Below are 14,522 nucleotides of genomic sequence, written 5' to 3'. Positions count from 1 at the left end.
AATCGGCGACGTCACTCTTCGCGGGCGGCGGGCAGATGCGGGAGCCGGTCGGCCGCCACGACTCCTTCGAGATAGCCCCGTGCTCGCTCGGTCCGGGGGTACGCCTCCAGGAGCCGCCAGAAACGCGGCCCGTGGCCCGGAACCAGCAGATGGGCCAGTTCGTGGAGGAGGACGTAGTCGAGGACGTACTCCGGCATCCCCTGCAGGCGGTGCGAGAGGCGGATGCTGCCCTCGGCCGGGGTGCAGGAGCCCCAGCGGGTGTTCTGGTTGGTCACCCATCGCACGGAGGCCGGGCGCGCCCGGCCGTCGAGGTACTGGCCGGAGAGCCGCTCGGCCCGGCCGGCGAGCTCGCTGTCGCCGATGACGCGTCTGCTCTCCTGCGCGGCGAGCTTGTCCAGCATCACACCGACCCAGCGCTGCTCCTCCGCCTCCGACATCCGGGCCGGGATGAGCACGATGGTGCGGTCGCCCTCGCGGTACGCGGAGACCGTTCTGCTGCGCCGGGTGCTCCTGCGGACCTCGACCGCGCTCGTCACCGATGCGCGGGGCTGCTGGGTGACTGCGCTGCGCTGCTGGCGTCCGGCGCTGCGCGCAGGGGTCTCCCCGGCGAGACCGGGAGAGGGGTCGGCGGGCACGACTCGACGTTACCCGCTGGCGGTGCGGGAAGTCCCGCCTCCTCGACGGTCCGACGTTGATCCACTTCTCGGCTTGCACCATTTGAACGACTAATGCCCCAGCCTGTGGATAACTTTCCGCCCGTTTCGCCGCCATGTTGCATTCTGGCAACGGATCCCGACACCGACCTGGGAGAAGTCATGCATCCGATGCTGAAGCCCGCACTCCGCCGCGCCTGGCGTGGACGGAACACCGTGCAATTCGGTGTGACGCCCGCACACGCGGTAACGCTGGGGCCGATGGATATCGCCACCGGAAGCTTTCTGGAACTCCTCGACGGAACACGCGGACTTCCTCTGCTCCGCGAAGAGGCCAGGGCTCTGGATCTGTCGGACCGTCACGTGGACATTCTCGTATCGCGCCTCACGGAGGCCGGTCTGCTGGACGATCCGGATGCGGGCGGCCCCGAGGCCGACGCCTTACGCCGACGGGCCGAGACCCTCGAGCGGCAGCGCCCCGACGCCGCGGCGCTCTCCGTTGTCCATCCGACGCCCGGCGGCGGGCTGCGCACGCTCGCGGCCCGGCGCGCGATGCGGGTGCAGGTGCGCGGAGCGGGCAGGGTCGGCGCGGCGGTCGCCGCGGTGCTCTCCGGGTCAGGGGTGGGCCACGTCGAGGTGCTCGACGGGGGCCGCGCCGAACCCTGGGACGTGGCGCCGGGCGGCCTCCCGGCGTCGTCGGTCGGCGAGCGCCGTGACACGGCGGCACGGCAGCTGGTGCGCAGGTCCGCGGTCGGTGGCCCTCCGCGGCCGGGCGGGGCGTCCGAGGCCCCGGAGCGGGGCGAACCCCCGCTGTCCCTGATCGTGGTGGCGCCAAGGGACGGCCTCTCCGTGTACGCCCCCGATCCGAATACCGCCGCACCGTGGATCGCTTCGGGTACGCCGCACCTCTATGCGGGAGTGATCGAAGCCACCGGAGTGGTCGGGCCGTTGGTGCTGCCCGGAGGCACCGGCTGCGCGGGCTGTCTGGCGCTGCGCCGCGCGGAGGCGGATCCCCAGTGGCCGCGGATGCTCGCGCAGTGGAGGTCCGGGCGGCGCACATGCGTGCAGGCCTGCGATCTGGGTTTGGCGACCGCGGTGGCCGGCCTCGCCGCGGCCCACGCCCTCTCCTTTCTCGACGGAGAGCTGCCCGCCAGCACGGGGGCGCGGTGGGAGGCCGCCATGCCGATGCTGGACTGGCGGTCGGAGCGGCTGGGCCCCCACCCCGACTGCGACTGCGGTGCCGCCGGGCACACTGAGGTGGAGCTCACCTCCGCGGCCGGCGCCACGCAGGACACAATGGCCGGGTGACCGCCGCCGCCGGAGCGGAGCCGGATACGCACGCCGCACGGCAGTCTGGGAAATGGAGGGGCACATGTCTGATCTTCCCCGGAAGGCGGTCACCCGTACCGCGAAGCTGGCAGCTCTGCCGCTCGGCTTCGCCGGCCGTGCCACATGGGGTCTGGGCAAACGGATCGGCGGGAAGTCCGCCGAGATAGTGGCCCGCGAGGTCCAGCAGCGCACGGCGGACCAGCTCTTCAAAGTCCTCGGCGAGCTGAAGGGCGGTGCGATGAAGCTCGGACAGGCGCTGTCCGTCTTCGAATCCGCGCTGCCCGAAGATGTCGCGGGGCCCTACCGGGCGGCGCTGACCAAGCTGCAGGAGGCGGCACCGCCCATGCCGACCCGCACGGTCCACGGGGTCCTGGCGGAGCGGCTCGGCGAGGACTGGCGGGAGCTGTTCACCGAGTTCGAGGACCTGCCCTCCGCCGCTGCCTCGATCGGGCAGGTCCACCGCGCCGTCTGGCACGACGGGCGGGACGTCGCCGTGAAGGTGCAGTACCCGGGCGCCGGGGAGGCGTTGCTGTCGGATCTCACCCAACTCAGCCGCTTCGCGCGGCTGCTCGGCCCACTCGTCCCCGGGATGGACATCAAGCCGCTCATCACGGAGCTCCGCGACCGGGTGTCCGAGGAACTGGACTACGAGCTCGAGGCCCGAGCCCAGCAGGAGCACGCCGCGGAGTTCGAGGACGATCCTGATGTGGTGATCCCGGGCGTGGTCCACCAGTCCGAGCAGGTGCTGGTCACGGAGTGGATCGACGGAATTCCGTTGTCGGAGGTGATCGCTGACGGCACGACGGAACAGCGGGACCGGGCGGGCCAGCTCCTGGCTCGCTTCCTCTTCTCGGGGCCGGCGCGCACCGGTCTGCTCCACGCGGACCCGCATCCGGGCAACTTCCGGCTGCTGCCACCGCCGGAGGCGGCCGACGGGGACGCGGGCAAGCACGACGGGGACGCGGACCTGTGGCGCCTGGGGGTGTTGGACTTCGGCACGGTGGACAGGCTTCCGGGGGGTCTGCCGCAGACCATCGGCGATGCCCTGCGGATGACGCTGGACGGGGACGCCGACGCCGTCTACACCATGCTGCGTGAGGCCGGCTTCGTGAAGGAGTCGATCGATCTCGAACCGGACGCCGTGCTCGACTACCTGATCCCCATCATCGAGCCGGCCCAGGCGGACGAGTTCACCTTCACCCGCTCCTGGCTGCGCAGCCAGGCCGCTCGAATCGCCGATCCGCGCTCCCCGGCACACCAGTTGGGGAAGCAGCTGAACCTTCCGCCCGCGTACCTGCTGATACACCGAGTGACGCTGAGCACGATCGGAGTGCTCTGCCAGCTGGGGGCGACGGTCCGTCTCCGCGACGAACTGGAGTCCTGGCTGCCGGGATTCCTCCCGGAGTACGAACCGGACGAGGACAGCGCCGAGGAGGAGGCGGTCGAGGTGTAGGCGGCCGAGGTGCAGCGGGTCACCACCAGGCTGAGTCGAGCCTGCTCTCGATCGCCCTGATGTGGGTGCGCGCGCAGTCCTCACAGAAGTACTGGCGCGCGCCGTTCTCCATGGAGCAGAGCCACGTCGGAGGCGGTGGGTCCGACTCGGCGACGGTGCCGCAGCGGGCACACGCCACGTGGCCGTCGGCCGGGTCCGCGGGGTCCGCGGGGTGATGAGTCTCCTCGTCCACCTCGCGACGATAGCGCCGCGGGCCGCACGGCGCGCGCCGCAACGCACTGCGGGGCCGGCCTGTTCGGGCCGGCCCCGCTGATGGGGAGGGTGGCTGCCTCAGGGGCCGAGCGGTGGCCCGGCAGCCGTGGTGCGCCGTACTGCTGGTGCGGCTGTCAGTGCATGACGGCCATGGCGAGCGCGCGGCGGGCGCGCATCGAGGCACGCTCCGCACGGCGCTGCATCCGCCGGGCGGCCACCAGGCGCACTGCCTGACGTCCCTCCTCGGCTTCCCTCAGGCGGTCGTGCATATGCGCACGAGCCAGGGCTTCTGGGATGAGTTGCATCTCGCGGGTCCTGTTCTGACGCGAGTCGTTCGCGCCGATGATGGTGACGTCCGGGGTGGCGGAGCCGACGGGCTCCCTCGTCGTGGTGGTCATTGGTGCCTGATTCCGGGGGTCATGGGTCTGGGGACGGTCGATGGTTCCGATGCGCTTCGTTCGTGTGGGGGTCATGACCCCCAGGCCGGGAGTCACGCCGCGACCGGGTTCTTGCGCGGACGGCCACGCGGCCGCTTGCGGGCCACGACGACGCCCTGGACGAAGAGCTCGCCGCCCCAGACGCCCCACGGCTCGCGCCGCTCCTTGGCGCCGGCGAGGCAGGCCTCGATCAGCGGGCAGGTCCGGCACAGGGACTTGGCGTACTCGACGTCGGCCGGGGACTCGGCGAAGAAGACCTCCGGGTCGTAGGAGCGACACGGGACGGGCACGCCGAGGTTCTCGATGGCGTCGTCGAGCGCGGTGAGCGCGGTGAGGGGGATCAAGGTGGAGTCCTCCGTGAGGCCGGGCGGGGAGATCGTGTCGGAAGGCGGTACGGACGGGGCGTGCGTCTCGAGTTGCACGGTGGCGTTGTCCTCGTCTGGTCGTGCCGGCCTGTTGGCCGGTTGGCGGCTGGTACCAGGTCCTGCTGTCCCGAGGTTCCTTCGTCTCGTCTCATCCGTTCGGACAAAACAAAAGGGCCGCGGATCCCGAGTGGGGTTCCGCGGCCCTGAAGGCGCCGGCCTGATTATTCTCAGGCTGGATCACTCCAGGGTTCAGGCCCACGGAAGGCCCACATCGTGTGGTGCTGCGTCGTCTGCTTCTTGGCTCCGGCACCGGCTGCGGCTGCCGCAAAGGCATAGGCCGAGGCCTGTCCCTTCACTACTGCTGCTTCCGGTGCCTCGGTCGGTCGCTCATTGCGCTCTCGCACGGGCAGGCTCGCCAGGGACAGAGGGCTGACCACGGAGATGCCGGACACACCGGTGCCACGAAGCGAGAGCTCCGAAGAGCGCGTGAGGCCGAGCGAGCAGGTGGAGACGACCGACGGATCGGTCATTTTGATGGTGTTGATGATGCTGATCACGACAATCGCCTCCTCTCGGCGTCTCAAGGGACCGGCCGGGGCCGATCCTGCGGTATTCGGATAAGTACAGCACGGAGTCAGGGCTTCAGAGAAGTCGCTGTTCCCGTGGTTAAGAACCTATGGTGATGACTGCTGTGGGCGCAAACTATTTTTTCGACGAGTTTTCCTCACACGTCGCCGTCTCCCTCGCCTAGCTCCTGACCCACCGTCCGACCTGCGCAGATGTCCAGCACGTCGGCCCCGAACCTGGTCAACTTCCGGTTGCCGACTCCGGCGATGACGACGAGCTCCCCCTCGCTGACCGGCGCGGCCTCGGCGATCGCCATCAGCGTCTTGTCGGTGAAGACGCAGTACGCGGGCTGGCTGATCTCCTTCGCCCGGTCCGCGCGCCACTCCCGCAGCCGCTCGTACAGTCCCTCGTCCATGTCCGAGGGACAGTCCTCGCAGCGCATCAGTTTCATCTCGCCGGCCTCGGTGAGCGTCTTGCCGCAGACCCGGCACCGGACCGGGCCCCTCCGGCCGGCCCGGGCCGGCCTCTCCGTGCCGACGGCGGCCGTGCCCGCGCGGGAGCCGCGGTCGATGCCGCCTCCTCCCCCGGCGGCGCCCCGTGCGCCGAGCGGGGCCGAGCCGGGCCGCAGCCCGTTGAGGAAGCGGGTCGCCCGGCGGTTCCCCCGGCCGCCCGGCGACCGGGACAGCGCCCAGGACAGCGAGAGGTGGAAGCGGGCCCGGGTGACACCGACGTACAGCAGGCGGCGTTCCTCCTCGACCTGTTCGTCCGTCTTGGCGTAGGCGATGGGCATCATGCCCTCGGTCAGCCCGACGAGGAACGCGGCATCCCACTCCAGGCCCTTCGCCGAGTGCAGCGACGCCAGGGTGACGCCCTGGACCGTGGGTGCGTGCTGGGCGGCGGCCCGCTCGTCGAGTTCAGCCACCAGATCGGAGAGCGTCGCCCCCGGCTTGGCCTGTTCGAAGTCCTCGGCCAGGCGCACCAGGGCGGCGAGGGACTCCCAGCGGTCCCGCACCGCTCCTGAGCCGGCCGGCGGCTTGGAGGTCCATCCCTTGGTGGAGAGGACCGCCCGCACCTCGGAAGGCAGGTCGTCGGCGCCGTCGAGCAGTGCGTCGTTGCCTCCCGCGCGGGCGGCACCGCGCAGGGCGACGCCCGCCTCCCGCACCTCGGGCCGGTCGAAGAAGCGCTCGGCGCCACGCAGCTGGTAGGGCACGCCCGCGTCCGCGAGTGCCTGCTCGTAGACCTCGGACTGGGAATTGACCCGGTACAGCACGGCGATCTCACCGGCCGGGACGCCGGCGGCGATCAGATCACGGATCCGGCGTGCGGTGCCCTCGGCCTCGGCGGGCTCGTCCGCGTACTCCGTGTAGACCGGTTCGGGGCCCTTGTCCCGCTGGGAGACCAGCTCCAGGCGGTGTTCGGCCGCCCGGCCCCGGGCCTGGCTCAGCAGGCCGTTGGCCAAGTTGACGACCTGGGGCGTGGAGCGGTAGTCGCGCACCAGCTTGACCACCGTCGCGTCCGGATGACGGGTGCGGAAGTTCAGCAGGTGGTCAGGGGTGGCACCGGTGAAGGAGTAGATCGTCTGACCGGCGTCGCCGACGACGCAGAGATCGTCCCGGTCGCCGAGCCAGAGATCGAGGAGCCGCTGCTGGAGCGGGCTGACGTCCTGGTACTCGTCGACGACGAAGTGCTGGTACTGACGGCGCACATGCTCGGCGATGTCGTGGCGGTCCTGGAGGATGCCGACGGTGAGCAGCAGCACGTCCTCGAAGTCGATCACCGACCTGTCGCGCTTCAGCTGCTCGTACATCGCGTAGATCTGGGAGAGCTCGGCCGGGTCGCGCGGGACGTCCCGCTGGGTCTTGGCCACCGCGGCCGGGTAGTCGGCGGGGACGGTCTGGGTGACCTTGGCCCACTCGATCTCGCTGGTGGTGTCCCGCAGTTCGTTGCGGTCGAGCCGGACCCCGCAGCGGGCCGCGGCCTCGGCGACCAGCTGGACCTTGCGCTCCACGAGGCGTGGAAGATCGCCACCGACCGCTTTCGGCCAGAAGTACTGGAGCTGGCGCAAGGCCGCGGAGTGGAACGTACGGGCCTGGACACCCGTGGCTCCGAGCTGGCGGAGCCGTCCCCGCATCTCCCCGGCCGCCCGGTTGGTGAAGGTGACGGCGAGCACGGTGGTCGGCTGGAGAATCCCGGCACGCACCCCGTAGGCGATGCGGTGCGTGATCGCCCGCGTCTTGCCCGTCCCGGCCCCGGCCAGCACGCACACGGGTCCGCCGAGGGCCAGCGCGACCTCGCGCTGCTCGGGGTCGAGCCCGTCCAGCACGGCGTCCGCGGAGTCGGGGACCTGTGGGAAGAGGGTGGAATGCGTTGCTGCTGTCACCCTGCCATGCTGCCAGGTCGTGAGGGGCAGCCGCGGCGGTTGTCCACAGGGGGTGCCGTTCGTCATACCGGCCGGGGCCGGCGCGGGAATGGTGGTCAGGTCCCGTGCGTTCCCTCCATGCGGGAGCGTGCGCGTGCGGACGGTCCCGCATTCAGACGGACAAGACGAAGGAGCGCCGACGACATGCCGGGCACTGTGACGATGTACAGCACCACGTGGTGCGGCTACTGCCGCCGGCTCAAGGGGCAGATGGACCGCGAAGGCATCGCGTACACCGAGGTCAACATCGAGCAGGACGCGGACTCGGCAGCCTTCGTCGAGAAGGCGAACGGCGGAAACCAGACGGTTCCGACGGTTCTGGTGGTTCCCGCGCAGGGAGGCTCCGAGGTCGTCATGACGAACCCGAGCCTCGCGCAGGTGAAGCAGGCGCTCGGCGTCTGACCGTCGTGACGCACGCACAACCCCTGATCGGCCTGGAGCTGATCGGGGGTTTCGTGTACCCCGGCCCGTACCCGGGAGTTTCAGCGGGCCGAGAACGAGGCGGACGCACAGCGGAACCGCCCGAAGGGGGCCACATGACACGGCAAGGGGCCGTCACGGTACAGCGCATGGGCGGATCTGCCGCGGTGCGGGCCGAGGAAGCGTTCAGAACGGTCTACGCCGAGGCGTTCGCCGAGCCTCCTTACGACGAGGGCGAGGACGACGTCGCCGCCGCCTTCCGCCGCTTCCCCGTCCAGGCTCGCGACCGCACCTTCCGCGCCGTCCTGGCCCGCTGCGAGGACGGCGAGCCCGTCGGCATGGCGTACGGCTTCACGCTCGGACCCGGCACGGGATGGTGGGACGAACTGACCGAGCCCGTGCCCGAGGACATGCGGCGAGAGGACGGGCACCGCACCTTCGGGCTCATGGAGCTCGCCGTGCGGGGGCCGTGGCGTGGACAGGGCGTCGCGCGTCGTCTGCACGGGACGCTGCTCGACGGCGTAGATGCCGAGCGGGTGCTGCTGAACGTCCACCCGGGCAGCGCGGCGGCGTCGGCCGCCTACCGGGCGTGGGGATACCGCAAGGTCGGCGAGGCGCGGCCGTGGGGGGAGAGCGCGGATCTCCACGACGTGATGCTGCTGGCTCTGCGCTGAAGCGGCCCCGGGCGGACTCCCCCCGGGGCCGTAGCCGTGTCCGTCCGCCCTCAGCCGGTGGCGCCCGGCCTGGGGAGCGGCTTGCCGTACCAGAGCTCGATCAGACGAGCCGCGATCGAGACGCCGAACGGGGGCAGCACTTCACCCGAGTCGAAAGCGGCGGTCAGCTCCTCGCGGGAGAACCAGCGGGCCTCCTCGATCTCCTCGCCGTCCACGTCGATCTCGAACGAGGTGGCACGCGCCATGAAGCCGAGCATCAGGCTGGAGGGGAACGGCCAGGGCTGGCTGGCGATGTACTCGACCTCGCCGACGACGACCCCGGCCTCCTCGAACACCTCGCGGGCCACGGACTGCTCGATCGACTCCCCCGGCTCGACGAAGCCGGCGAGGGTCGAGAAGCGGCCCTCGGGCCAGTGCACCTGGCGTCCCAGCAGAGCACGGTCCTGGTCGTCCGTGACCAGCATGATCACGGCGGGGTCGGTACGCGGGTAGTGCTCCGCCCCGCAGGCCTGGCAGCGGCGGATGTGCCCGGCCGCCGCGATGACGGTGCGCTCGCCGCAGCGTGAGCAGAAGCGGTGCAGCCGCTGCCAGTTCTCCAGAGCCACCGCGTGCACCATCAGCCCGGCGTCACGCGGGCCGAGGAGCATCCCGGCCTCACGGAGACCGGCGGGCCGTGCGGACTGGTCCATGCGGCCCGGAAGGGAGTCCTTCTGAAGCGCGAAGTAGCTTACGCCGTTCTCGTCGGTGCCCAGGAAGTAGCGGTGGGTCTCGGTGACGGGCGCCTCGAAGGCGGGTGTCATGACGAGCTCGGTGCCGCCCTCGGGGGTGTCGTCGATGAGCGCCTGGCCCCCGGAGACGACGAAGACTCTGGTCGTCGGGTGGCTCCAGGCCGCGGCGAGCCAGGCCTCGTCGAGCCGGTGGTGCGCCGCGCGGTCGATGCCACTGGGCGCGGTGAGACCGATCGGGCGGTCTGCGGTGGCGTTGTCGAAGGTGCTCACAGGTGCTTCCTACTCCCCCGGGGGTGGATCGGGCGTTCAGAGATTCAGCGGAGTGCGTCGGCCAGCTCGCTCCACAGATGGGCGGTGGTCTCCACACCCTTGAGGAGGAGGTCGAGCTCGACCTTCTCGTCGGGGCCGTGCCAGCCGTCGGACGGTACGGAGACACCCAGGAAGAGGACGGGTGCGCCGAGCACGTCCCGCAGGTCGGCGGCAGGGCCCGAACCCCCCTCACGGGTGAAAAGGATCTTCGTCCCGAAGGCCCGGCCCATCGCGCGGGTCACCGCCCGGAGGGCGGGGTGGTCAAGAGGCGTCAGACAGGGACGGGTGGCGGGGGCGAACGTGATCCGGTGGCGGACGCCGGCCGGGACGCGGTCCTCGGCCCAGGTCCGGACCGCTTCCTGGATCCGCTCCGGGTCCTGGCCCGCGACCAGCCGGAAGCTCAGCTTCGCAAGGGCGGACGAGGGGATGACGGTCTTGCTGCCCGCCCCCTGGTAGCCGCCGCCGATGCCGTTGACCTCGGCGGTGGGACGGGCCCAGACGCGTTCCAGGGTGGAGTAGCCGGCCTCACCCGCGGCGGCGTGGGAGGCGGCCGTGCGTAGCCAGACGTCCTCGTCGAAGGGCAGCTCGGCGAAGAGGGCGCGTTCGGTCTCGGTGAGCTCGGCGACGCCGTCGTAGAACCCGGGGACCGCGACCCTGCCCTCCGTGTCGTGGAGGGCGGCGACGAGGCGGGCGAGTGCGGTCGCGGGGTTGGGCACCGCACCGCCGAAGGAACCGGAGTGGATGTCCTGGTCCGGGCCGTACAGCTCGATCTCGCACTCCGCGAGGCCGCGCATGCCGGTGCAGACGGTGGGGGTGTTCTCGTCCCACATGCCGGTGTCGGAGACGATCACGGCGTCGGCCGCGAGGCGGGCGGACCGCTCTTCGGCCAGCGCGCGGAAGTGCGGGGAGCCCGACTCCTCCTCGCCCTCGACCAGGAGCTTGAGGTGCACGGCGGGGGTCGTGCGGCCGGTCGCGGCGAGGTGGGCGCGGACACCGAGTGCGTGGAAGAACACCTGGCCCTTGTCGTCGGCCGCACCGCGTCCGTACATCCTGCCGTCGCGGATCACCGGGTCGAACGGGTCGCTGCTCCAGCCGTCCTCGCGGGCCGCGGGCTGCACGTCGTGGTGGCCGTAGACGAGGACGACGGGTGCGTCCGGGTCCTGGGAGGGCCACTCGGCGAAGACCGCCGGAGCGCCGGGCGTCTCCCAGATCTCGGTGACCGGGAACCCGGTCTCCGCAAGCTTGTCGGACAGCCACTCGGCACTGCGCCGTACGTCCCCGTCGTGCTCCGGCTGGGCGGACACGGACGGGATGCGCAGCCACTCGGCGAGGTCGTCGAGGAAGGCCGCGCGGTGCTGCTCGGTGTACGTACGGACGGCGCTGTCCGGGGTGTCGCTCATGCTTATGAGCCTATCGGCCCTGGGGAGGTGGCTCGTCCAGCAGGAGCTTCTCCAGCTCCTCCCGGCCCGGCAGCCCGGCGGGGCGGGACGTCTCGCCGGTACGCACGTACAGGAAGGTCGCCTCGACCGCTTCCAGGGGCAGACCGTGCAGTTCGGCCCAGGCCAGACGGTAGACGGCGAGCTGGAGCGGGTCGGCCGTGCGGTGCCGGCTGGTCTTCCAGTCGACGATCTCGTACGTGTCTCCCGTGCGGTAGACCGCGTCGATCCGGCCGCGGATCACCCGGCCTCCGAGCGTGATCTGGAACGGTGTCTCGACGCGGTACGGAGTGCGCCGGGCGTACGCGGTGCGCTCGAAGGCCTCCTTGAGCTCGGCGAGGTCACGCTCGTCCGCGATCTCCGTGTCGCTCGCGTCGCCCCCGGGGAGTTCGTCCGGGCCCAGCATGGGCAGTGGCAGCTCCTCGAACCGGGACTCCACCCAGGCGTGGAAGCGGGTCCCCCGGCGGGCGGCGAGCTGCGGGGGGCGGGGCATGGGGCGGGCGAGCTCCCGCGCGAAGCCGTCGGGGTCGTCGGCGAGGTGCAGGAGCTGGGTGGCGGAGAGCGTGGCCGGTACGACGACGTCGCGCACCGCCGCACGGGCGCGGCGCAGCTCACCGGCGAGGGCGTCGAGATCCCGGTCCCAGGAGGCGAGGGCGCGGGACTCCTCCGGGGTGAGGGCCTCGTCCGCCGGGGCACGGGCGGCCGGTACGTGCGGAGCGGGGGCCGCTCCGCGCCCGGACGGGGCGCCCTCGGGGCCCTGGCCACCGTCCGGGGGCGGGCCCTCCTCGCCGGCCGCGACGGGCCCGCCGTCCGGGAACGGGTCGTCGTACGGGGCGTCCGCCTCGTCGTACGGCGGCACCTCGTCGTCGTACGGGGGCTCGTCGTCGTACGGGGGCTCGTCGTCGTGGGGCGGTTCCTGTGCCTCGTACACATCCGGTACGGGCGTGGCCGCCAGGGCCTCCAGGTGTGCCAGCACCGTGTCCCGGGCGGCGCGGCGACGGGCCATGGCGGCGTCGTCGAGCGGGAGCGGCCATGCCTGGTCGGCGTCCTTCTCCTGGAGCGCCGGGTTCTCCTCGTCCTCCCCGGGCTCGTCCGCCCAGGCCTCGATCTCGCCGTAGCCGGCCGCGCAGTGCTCGTACAGCGCGTCGAGGAACGCGGACGGGCCGCGGGGCTTCTTCTGGGACGGGCCCCACCAGTGGCCGGAACCGAGCAGCAGGCTGCGGGGGCGGGTGAAGGTGACGTAGCCGAGGCGGAGCTCCTCGGTGTGCTGATGGCCCTTCAGCTCCTCCTTGAACGCCTTGAGGCCCTTGGCGTCGAAGGAGTGGAGGGCGGGGAGCGTGGCCGCGTCGCCGCGCAGGGCGTGCGGGAGGACCTGGGACTGCGAGGTCCACGCGTCCCGGGACTGTGTGCTGGGGAACTGGCCGCCGACGAGGCCGGGGACGGCGACGACGTCCCATTCCAGTCCCTTCGACTTGTGGGCGGTGAGGACCTTCACGGTGTTCTCGCCGCCGGGCAGGGCGTTGTCCAGGCCCTTCTCGTACTGCGCGGCGGTGCGCAGGAAGCCGAGGAAGGCGAGCAGGGTCGCCTCCCCGTCCACCGCGGCGAAGCCGGCCGCGACGTCCAGGAAGTTGGCGAGGGTCTCGCGGCGGCGCGCGGCCAGGGCCTGCGGCGACGCGGAGAGCTCCACTTCGAGGCCGGTGGTCGCGAGGACCCGGTGCAGTACGTCCATGAGGGGGTCGGCCAGCGAGCGGCGGAGGTCGCGGAGCTCGGTGGCGAGGCGGGCGAAGCGGACACGGGCCTCGGCGGAGAAGGGCAGCTGGTCGTCCTCGGCACCCCCGGACTCCAGGAAGGTGTCGAGGGCGTCGGCGAGCGAGATCACCTCGGCGGGGTCGATGCCCTCGACGGCCTCGGCCAGGCGCTGGTCCGGGTCGGCGTCGTCACCGGCGGTGGAGCGGTGGACGAGGAGGCGGGCGCGGCGCCCCAGGAGCGCGAGGTCCCGGGGTCCGATGCGCCAGCGCGGTCCGGTGAGCAGCCGGACCAGGGAGGCGTTGGCCCCGGGGTCCTGGAGGACCTCGCAGACGGCGACGAGGTCGGCGACCTCGGGGAGGTGCAGCAGCCCGGACAGGCCGACGACCTCGACCGGGATGTCCCGGGCGGCGAGGGCGGCCTGGATGCGGGGGAAGTCTCCCGCGGTCCGGCACAGGACGGCGATCTCCCCGGGTGCCGTCCCCGTCCGCACGAGGTGGGCGAGCGAGTCGCCGAGCCAGTCGATCTCCTCGGCGTGGGTCCGCAGGAGGGCGCACCGGACCGTGCCGTCCCTCTCGGCTCCGGGTGCGGGGCGCAGCGCCTCGACGCCCTCGTGCATGGCGCGCAGGGGTTCGGCGAGGCCGTTGGCGAGATGGAGGAGACGGCCGCCGCTGCGGCGGTTCTCGCTGAGGGAGTAGCGGGTGGCCGGGGTGCCGTCGGCGTGCGGGAAGTGGTGCGGGAAGTCGTCGAGGTTGGCCACGGAGGCGCCGCGCCAGCCGTAGATCGCCTGGCAGGGGTCGCCGACGGCGGTGACCGCGTGGCCCGCTGTGCCGCTCCCGCCGCCCCCGCCGAACAGCGCGGCCAGGAGCAGCCGCTGGGCCACGGAGGTGTCCTGGTACTCGTCGAGCAGGACCACCCGGAATTCGTCGCGGAGGATGGCACCGACCTCGGGCCGGGTGAGTGCCAGCTCGGCGGAGAGGGCGATCTGGTCCCCGAAGTCGAGGAGGTCCCGGCTGCGCTTGGCCGCCCGGTAGCGCCGGGTCAGCTGGAGGAGCTCGCGGCGGGCCTCCGCCGTCTCGGGGAGCTTGCGCAGCTCGGCGTTGGTGAGCCTGGCCGTCTCCAGGGTGTGGAGCAGCTCGGTGTCGTGCTCGGCGAGCTGTTCGGGCCGTACGAGGTGCTCGGCGAGCTCGGCGTCCAGGGCCAGCAGGTCGCTCACGAGAGTGGGGAAGGACCGGGTGAGAGCCGGGTACGGGCCGGGGGCCTCGCGCAGCACCCGGGCGGCGAGCTGGTAGCGGGTGGCGTCGGCGAGGAGCCTGGTGGTGGGTTCGAGCCCTATCCGCAGGCCGTGGTCGGTGAGGAGCCGTCCGGCGAACGCGTGGTAGGTGGAGATGCTGGGTTCGCCCGGGGGGTTGTCCGGGTCGATGACGTCCGGGTCGGTGACCCCGGCAGCGACGAGGGCCCGGCGGACCCGCTCGGCGAGCTCACCGGCGGCCTTGTTCGTGAAGGTCAGGCCGAGGACCTGCTCCGGGGCGACCTGCCCGGTTCCCACCAGCCAGACGACCCGGGCGGCCATCACCGTGGTCTTCCCCGAGCCGGCTCCGGCCACGATCACCTGCGGGGCGGGCGGCGCGGTGATGCAGGCCGTCTGCTCCGGGGTGAAGGGGATCCCCAGGAGCTCCTTGAGCTGCTCGGGATCGGTGATACGGGAGGACACTCCAGAGAGGCTAACCGGAC

At 72.0% G+C, this 14,522-nt stretch carries 13 protein-coding genes; 4 read left to right on the top strand and 9 right to left on the bottom strand.

Features of this window, described 5'->3' with window-relative positions:
* Positions 1 to 11 precede the first annotated feature (11 nt).
* Entirely contained in the window at positions 12 to 635 is a 624-nt protein-coding gene (locus ACIQM3_RS04675) for a M48 family metallopeptidase (protein ID WP_401618718.1), read from the bottom strand.
* Positions 636 to 815: 180 nt separating this feature from the next.
* On the opposite strand from ACIQM3_RS04675, the gene ACIQM3_RS04670 reads away from it, so the two are divergent.
* Positions 816 to 1,961, top strand: coding sequence for a TOMM precursor leader peptide-binding protein (locus ACIQM3_RS04670; protein WP_401618716.1), 1,146 nt, complete (start codon positions 816 to 818; stop codon positions 1,959 to 1,961).
* Positions 1,962 to 2,025: 64 nt separating this feature from the next.
* Positions 2,026 to 3,435, top strand: a complete 1,410-nt coding sequence (locus tag ACIQM3_RS04665; protein ID WP_401618713.1) for an ABC1 kinase family protein — start codon at positions 2,026 to 2,028, stop codon at positions 3,433 to 3,435.
* Between the two features lie 19 nt (positions 3,436 to 3,454).
* Here ACIQM3_RS04665 and ACIQM3_RS04660 read toward each other — a convergent pair whose 3' ends face one another.
* The 5 genes from ACIQM3_RS04660 to ACIQM3_RS04640 form a co-directional block, all read right to left on the bottom strand.
* Positions 3,455 to 3,667, bottom strand: a complete 213-nt coding sequence (locus ACIQM3_RS04660) for a hypothetical protein (protein WP_401618710.1) — start codon at positions 3,665 to 3,667, stop codon at positions 3,455 to 3,457.
* Between the two features lie 154 nt (positions 3,668 to 3,821).
* On the bottom strand, positions 3,822 to 4,160 hold the full coding sequence (locus tag ACIQM3_RS04655; RefSeq protein ID WP_401618707.1) for a hypothetical protein: 339 nt from the start codon (positions 4,158 to 4,160) through the stop codon (positions 3,822 to 3,824).
* Positions 4,161 to 4,177: 17 nt separating this feature from the next.
* Positions 4,178 to 4,546, bottom strand: a complete 369-nt coding sequence (locus ACIQM3_RS04650; RefSeq protein ID WP_099174590.1) for a WhiB family transcriptional regulator — start codon at positions 4,544 to 4,546, stop codon at positions 4,178 to 4,180.
* Between the two features lie 170 nt (positions 4,547 to 4,716).
* Positions 4,717 to 5,046, bottom strand: coding sequence for a hypothetical protein (locus ACIQM3_RS04645; protein WP_401513951.1), 330 nt, complete (start codon positions 5,044 to 5,046; stop codon positions 4,717 to 4,719).
* 167 nt (positions 5,047 to 5,213) lie between these two features.
* Entirely contained in the window at positions 5,214 to 7,436 is a 2,223-nt protein-coding gene (locus tag ACIQM3_RS04640) for an ATP-dependent DNA helicase UvrD2 (RefSeq protein ID WP_401618704.1), read from the bottom strand.
* 183 nt (positions 7,437 to 7,619) lie between these two features.
* Here ACIQM3_RS04640 and ACIQM3_RS04635 point away from each other — a divergent pair, with 183 nt between their 5' ends.
* Both ACIQM3_RS04635 and ACIQM3_RS04630 read left to right on the top strand, forming a co-directional pair.
* On the top strand, positions 7,620 to 7,877 hold the full coding sequence (locus ACIQM3_RS04635) for a glutaredoxin domain-containing protein (protein WP_401618702.1): 258 nt from the start codon (positions 7,620 to 7,622) through the stop codon (positions 7,875 to 7,877).
* A 167-nt stretch (positions 7,878 to 8,044) separates the two neighbouring features.
* Positions 8,045 to 8,569, top strand: coding sequence for a GNAT family N-acetyltransferase (locus tag ACIQM3_RS04630; protein ID WP_401618700.1), 525 nt, complete (start codon positions 8,045 to 8,047; stop codon positions 8,567 to 8,569).
* Positions 8,570 to 8,619: 50 nt separating this feature from the next.
* Here the strand turns inward: ACIQM3_RS04630 and nudC are convergent, their stop codons facing one another.
* From nudC to ACIQM3_RS04615, 3 genes are read right to left on the bottom strand one after another with little or no spacing between them, the layout of a single operon-like run.
* Positions 8,620 to 9,567, bottom strand: a complete 948-nt coding sequence (nudC, locus tag ACIQM3_RS04625; RefSeq protein WP_401618697.1) for an NAD(+) diphosphatase — start codon at positions 9,565 to 9,567, stop codon at positions 8,620 to 8,622.
* Between the two features lie 44 nt (positions 9,568 to 9,611).
* Positions 9,612 to 11,006, bottom strand: a complete 1,395-nt coding sequence (locus ACIQM3_RS04620) for a dipeptidase (RefSeq protein ID WP_401618694.1) — start codon at positions 11,004 to 11,006, stop codon at positions 9,612 to 9,614.
* A 10-nt stretch (positions 11,007 to 11,016) separates the two neighbouring features.
* Positions 11,017 to 14,502: a UvrD-helicase domain-containing protein gene (locus ACIQM3_RS04615; RefSeq protein ID WP_401618691.1), complete on the bottom strand. Its 3,486-nt coding sequence runs from the start codon at positions 14,500 to 14,502 to the stop codon at positions 11,017 to 11,019.
* Between the last annotated feature and the right edge of the window lie 20 nt (positions 14,503 to 14,522).

Origin of the sequence: Streptomyces sp. NPDC091271 (assembly GCF_044757505.1) — a bacterium.
In the GTDB taxonomy this organism is placed as follows: Bacteria; Actinomycetota; Actinomycetes; order Streptomycetales; family Streptomycetaceae; genus Streptomyces.
Note: the sequence above shows the minus strand (reverse complement) of the source record. Positions and strands in the feature narration are given on the sequence as shown.

Bases quoted from the DNA above. Each gene is read 5' to 3' on its own strand.
- ACIQM3_RS04670 (WP_401618716.1), top strand. From the start codon at position 816: ATGCATCCGATGCTGAAGCCCGCACTCCGCCGCGCCTGGCGTGGACGG.
- ACIQM3_RS04665 (WP_401618713.1), top strand. From the start codon at position 2,026: ATGTCTGATCTTCCCCGGAAGGCGGTCACCCGTACCGCGAAGCTGGCA.
- ACIQM3_RS04655 (WP_401618707.1), bottom strand. From the start codon at position 4,160: ATGACCCCCACACGAACGAAGCGCATCGGAACCATCGACCGTCCCCAG.
- ACIQM3_RS04635 (WP_401618702.1), top strand. From the start codon at position 7,620: ATGCCGGGCACTGTGACGATGTACAGCACCACGTGGTGCGGCTACTGC.
- ACIQM3_RS04630 (WP_401618700.1), top strand. From the start codon at position 8,045: ATGGGCGGATCTGCCGCGGTGCGGGCCGAGGAAGCGTTCAGAACGGTC.
- ACIQM3_RS04620 (WP_401618694.1), bottom strand. From the start codon at position 11,006: ATGAGCGACACCCCGGACAGCGCCGTCCGTACGTACACCGAGCAGCAC.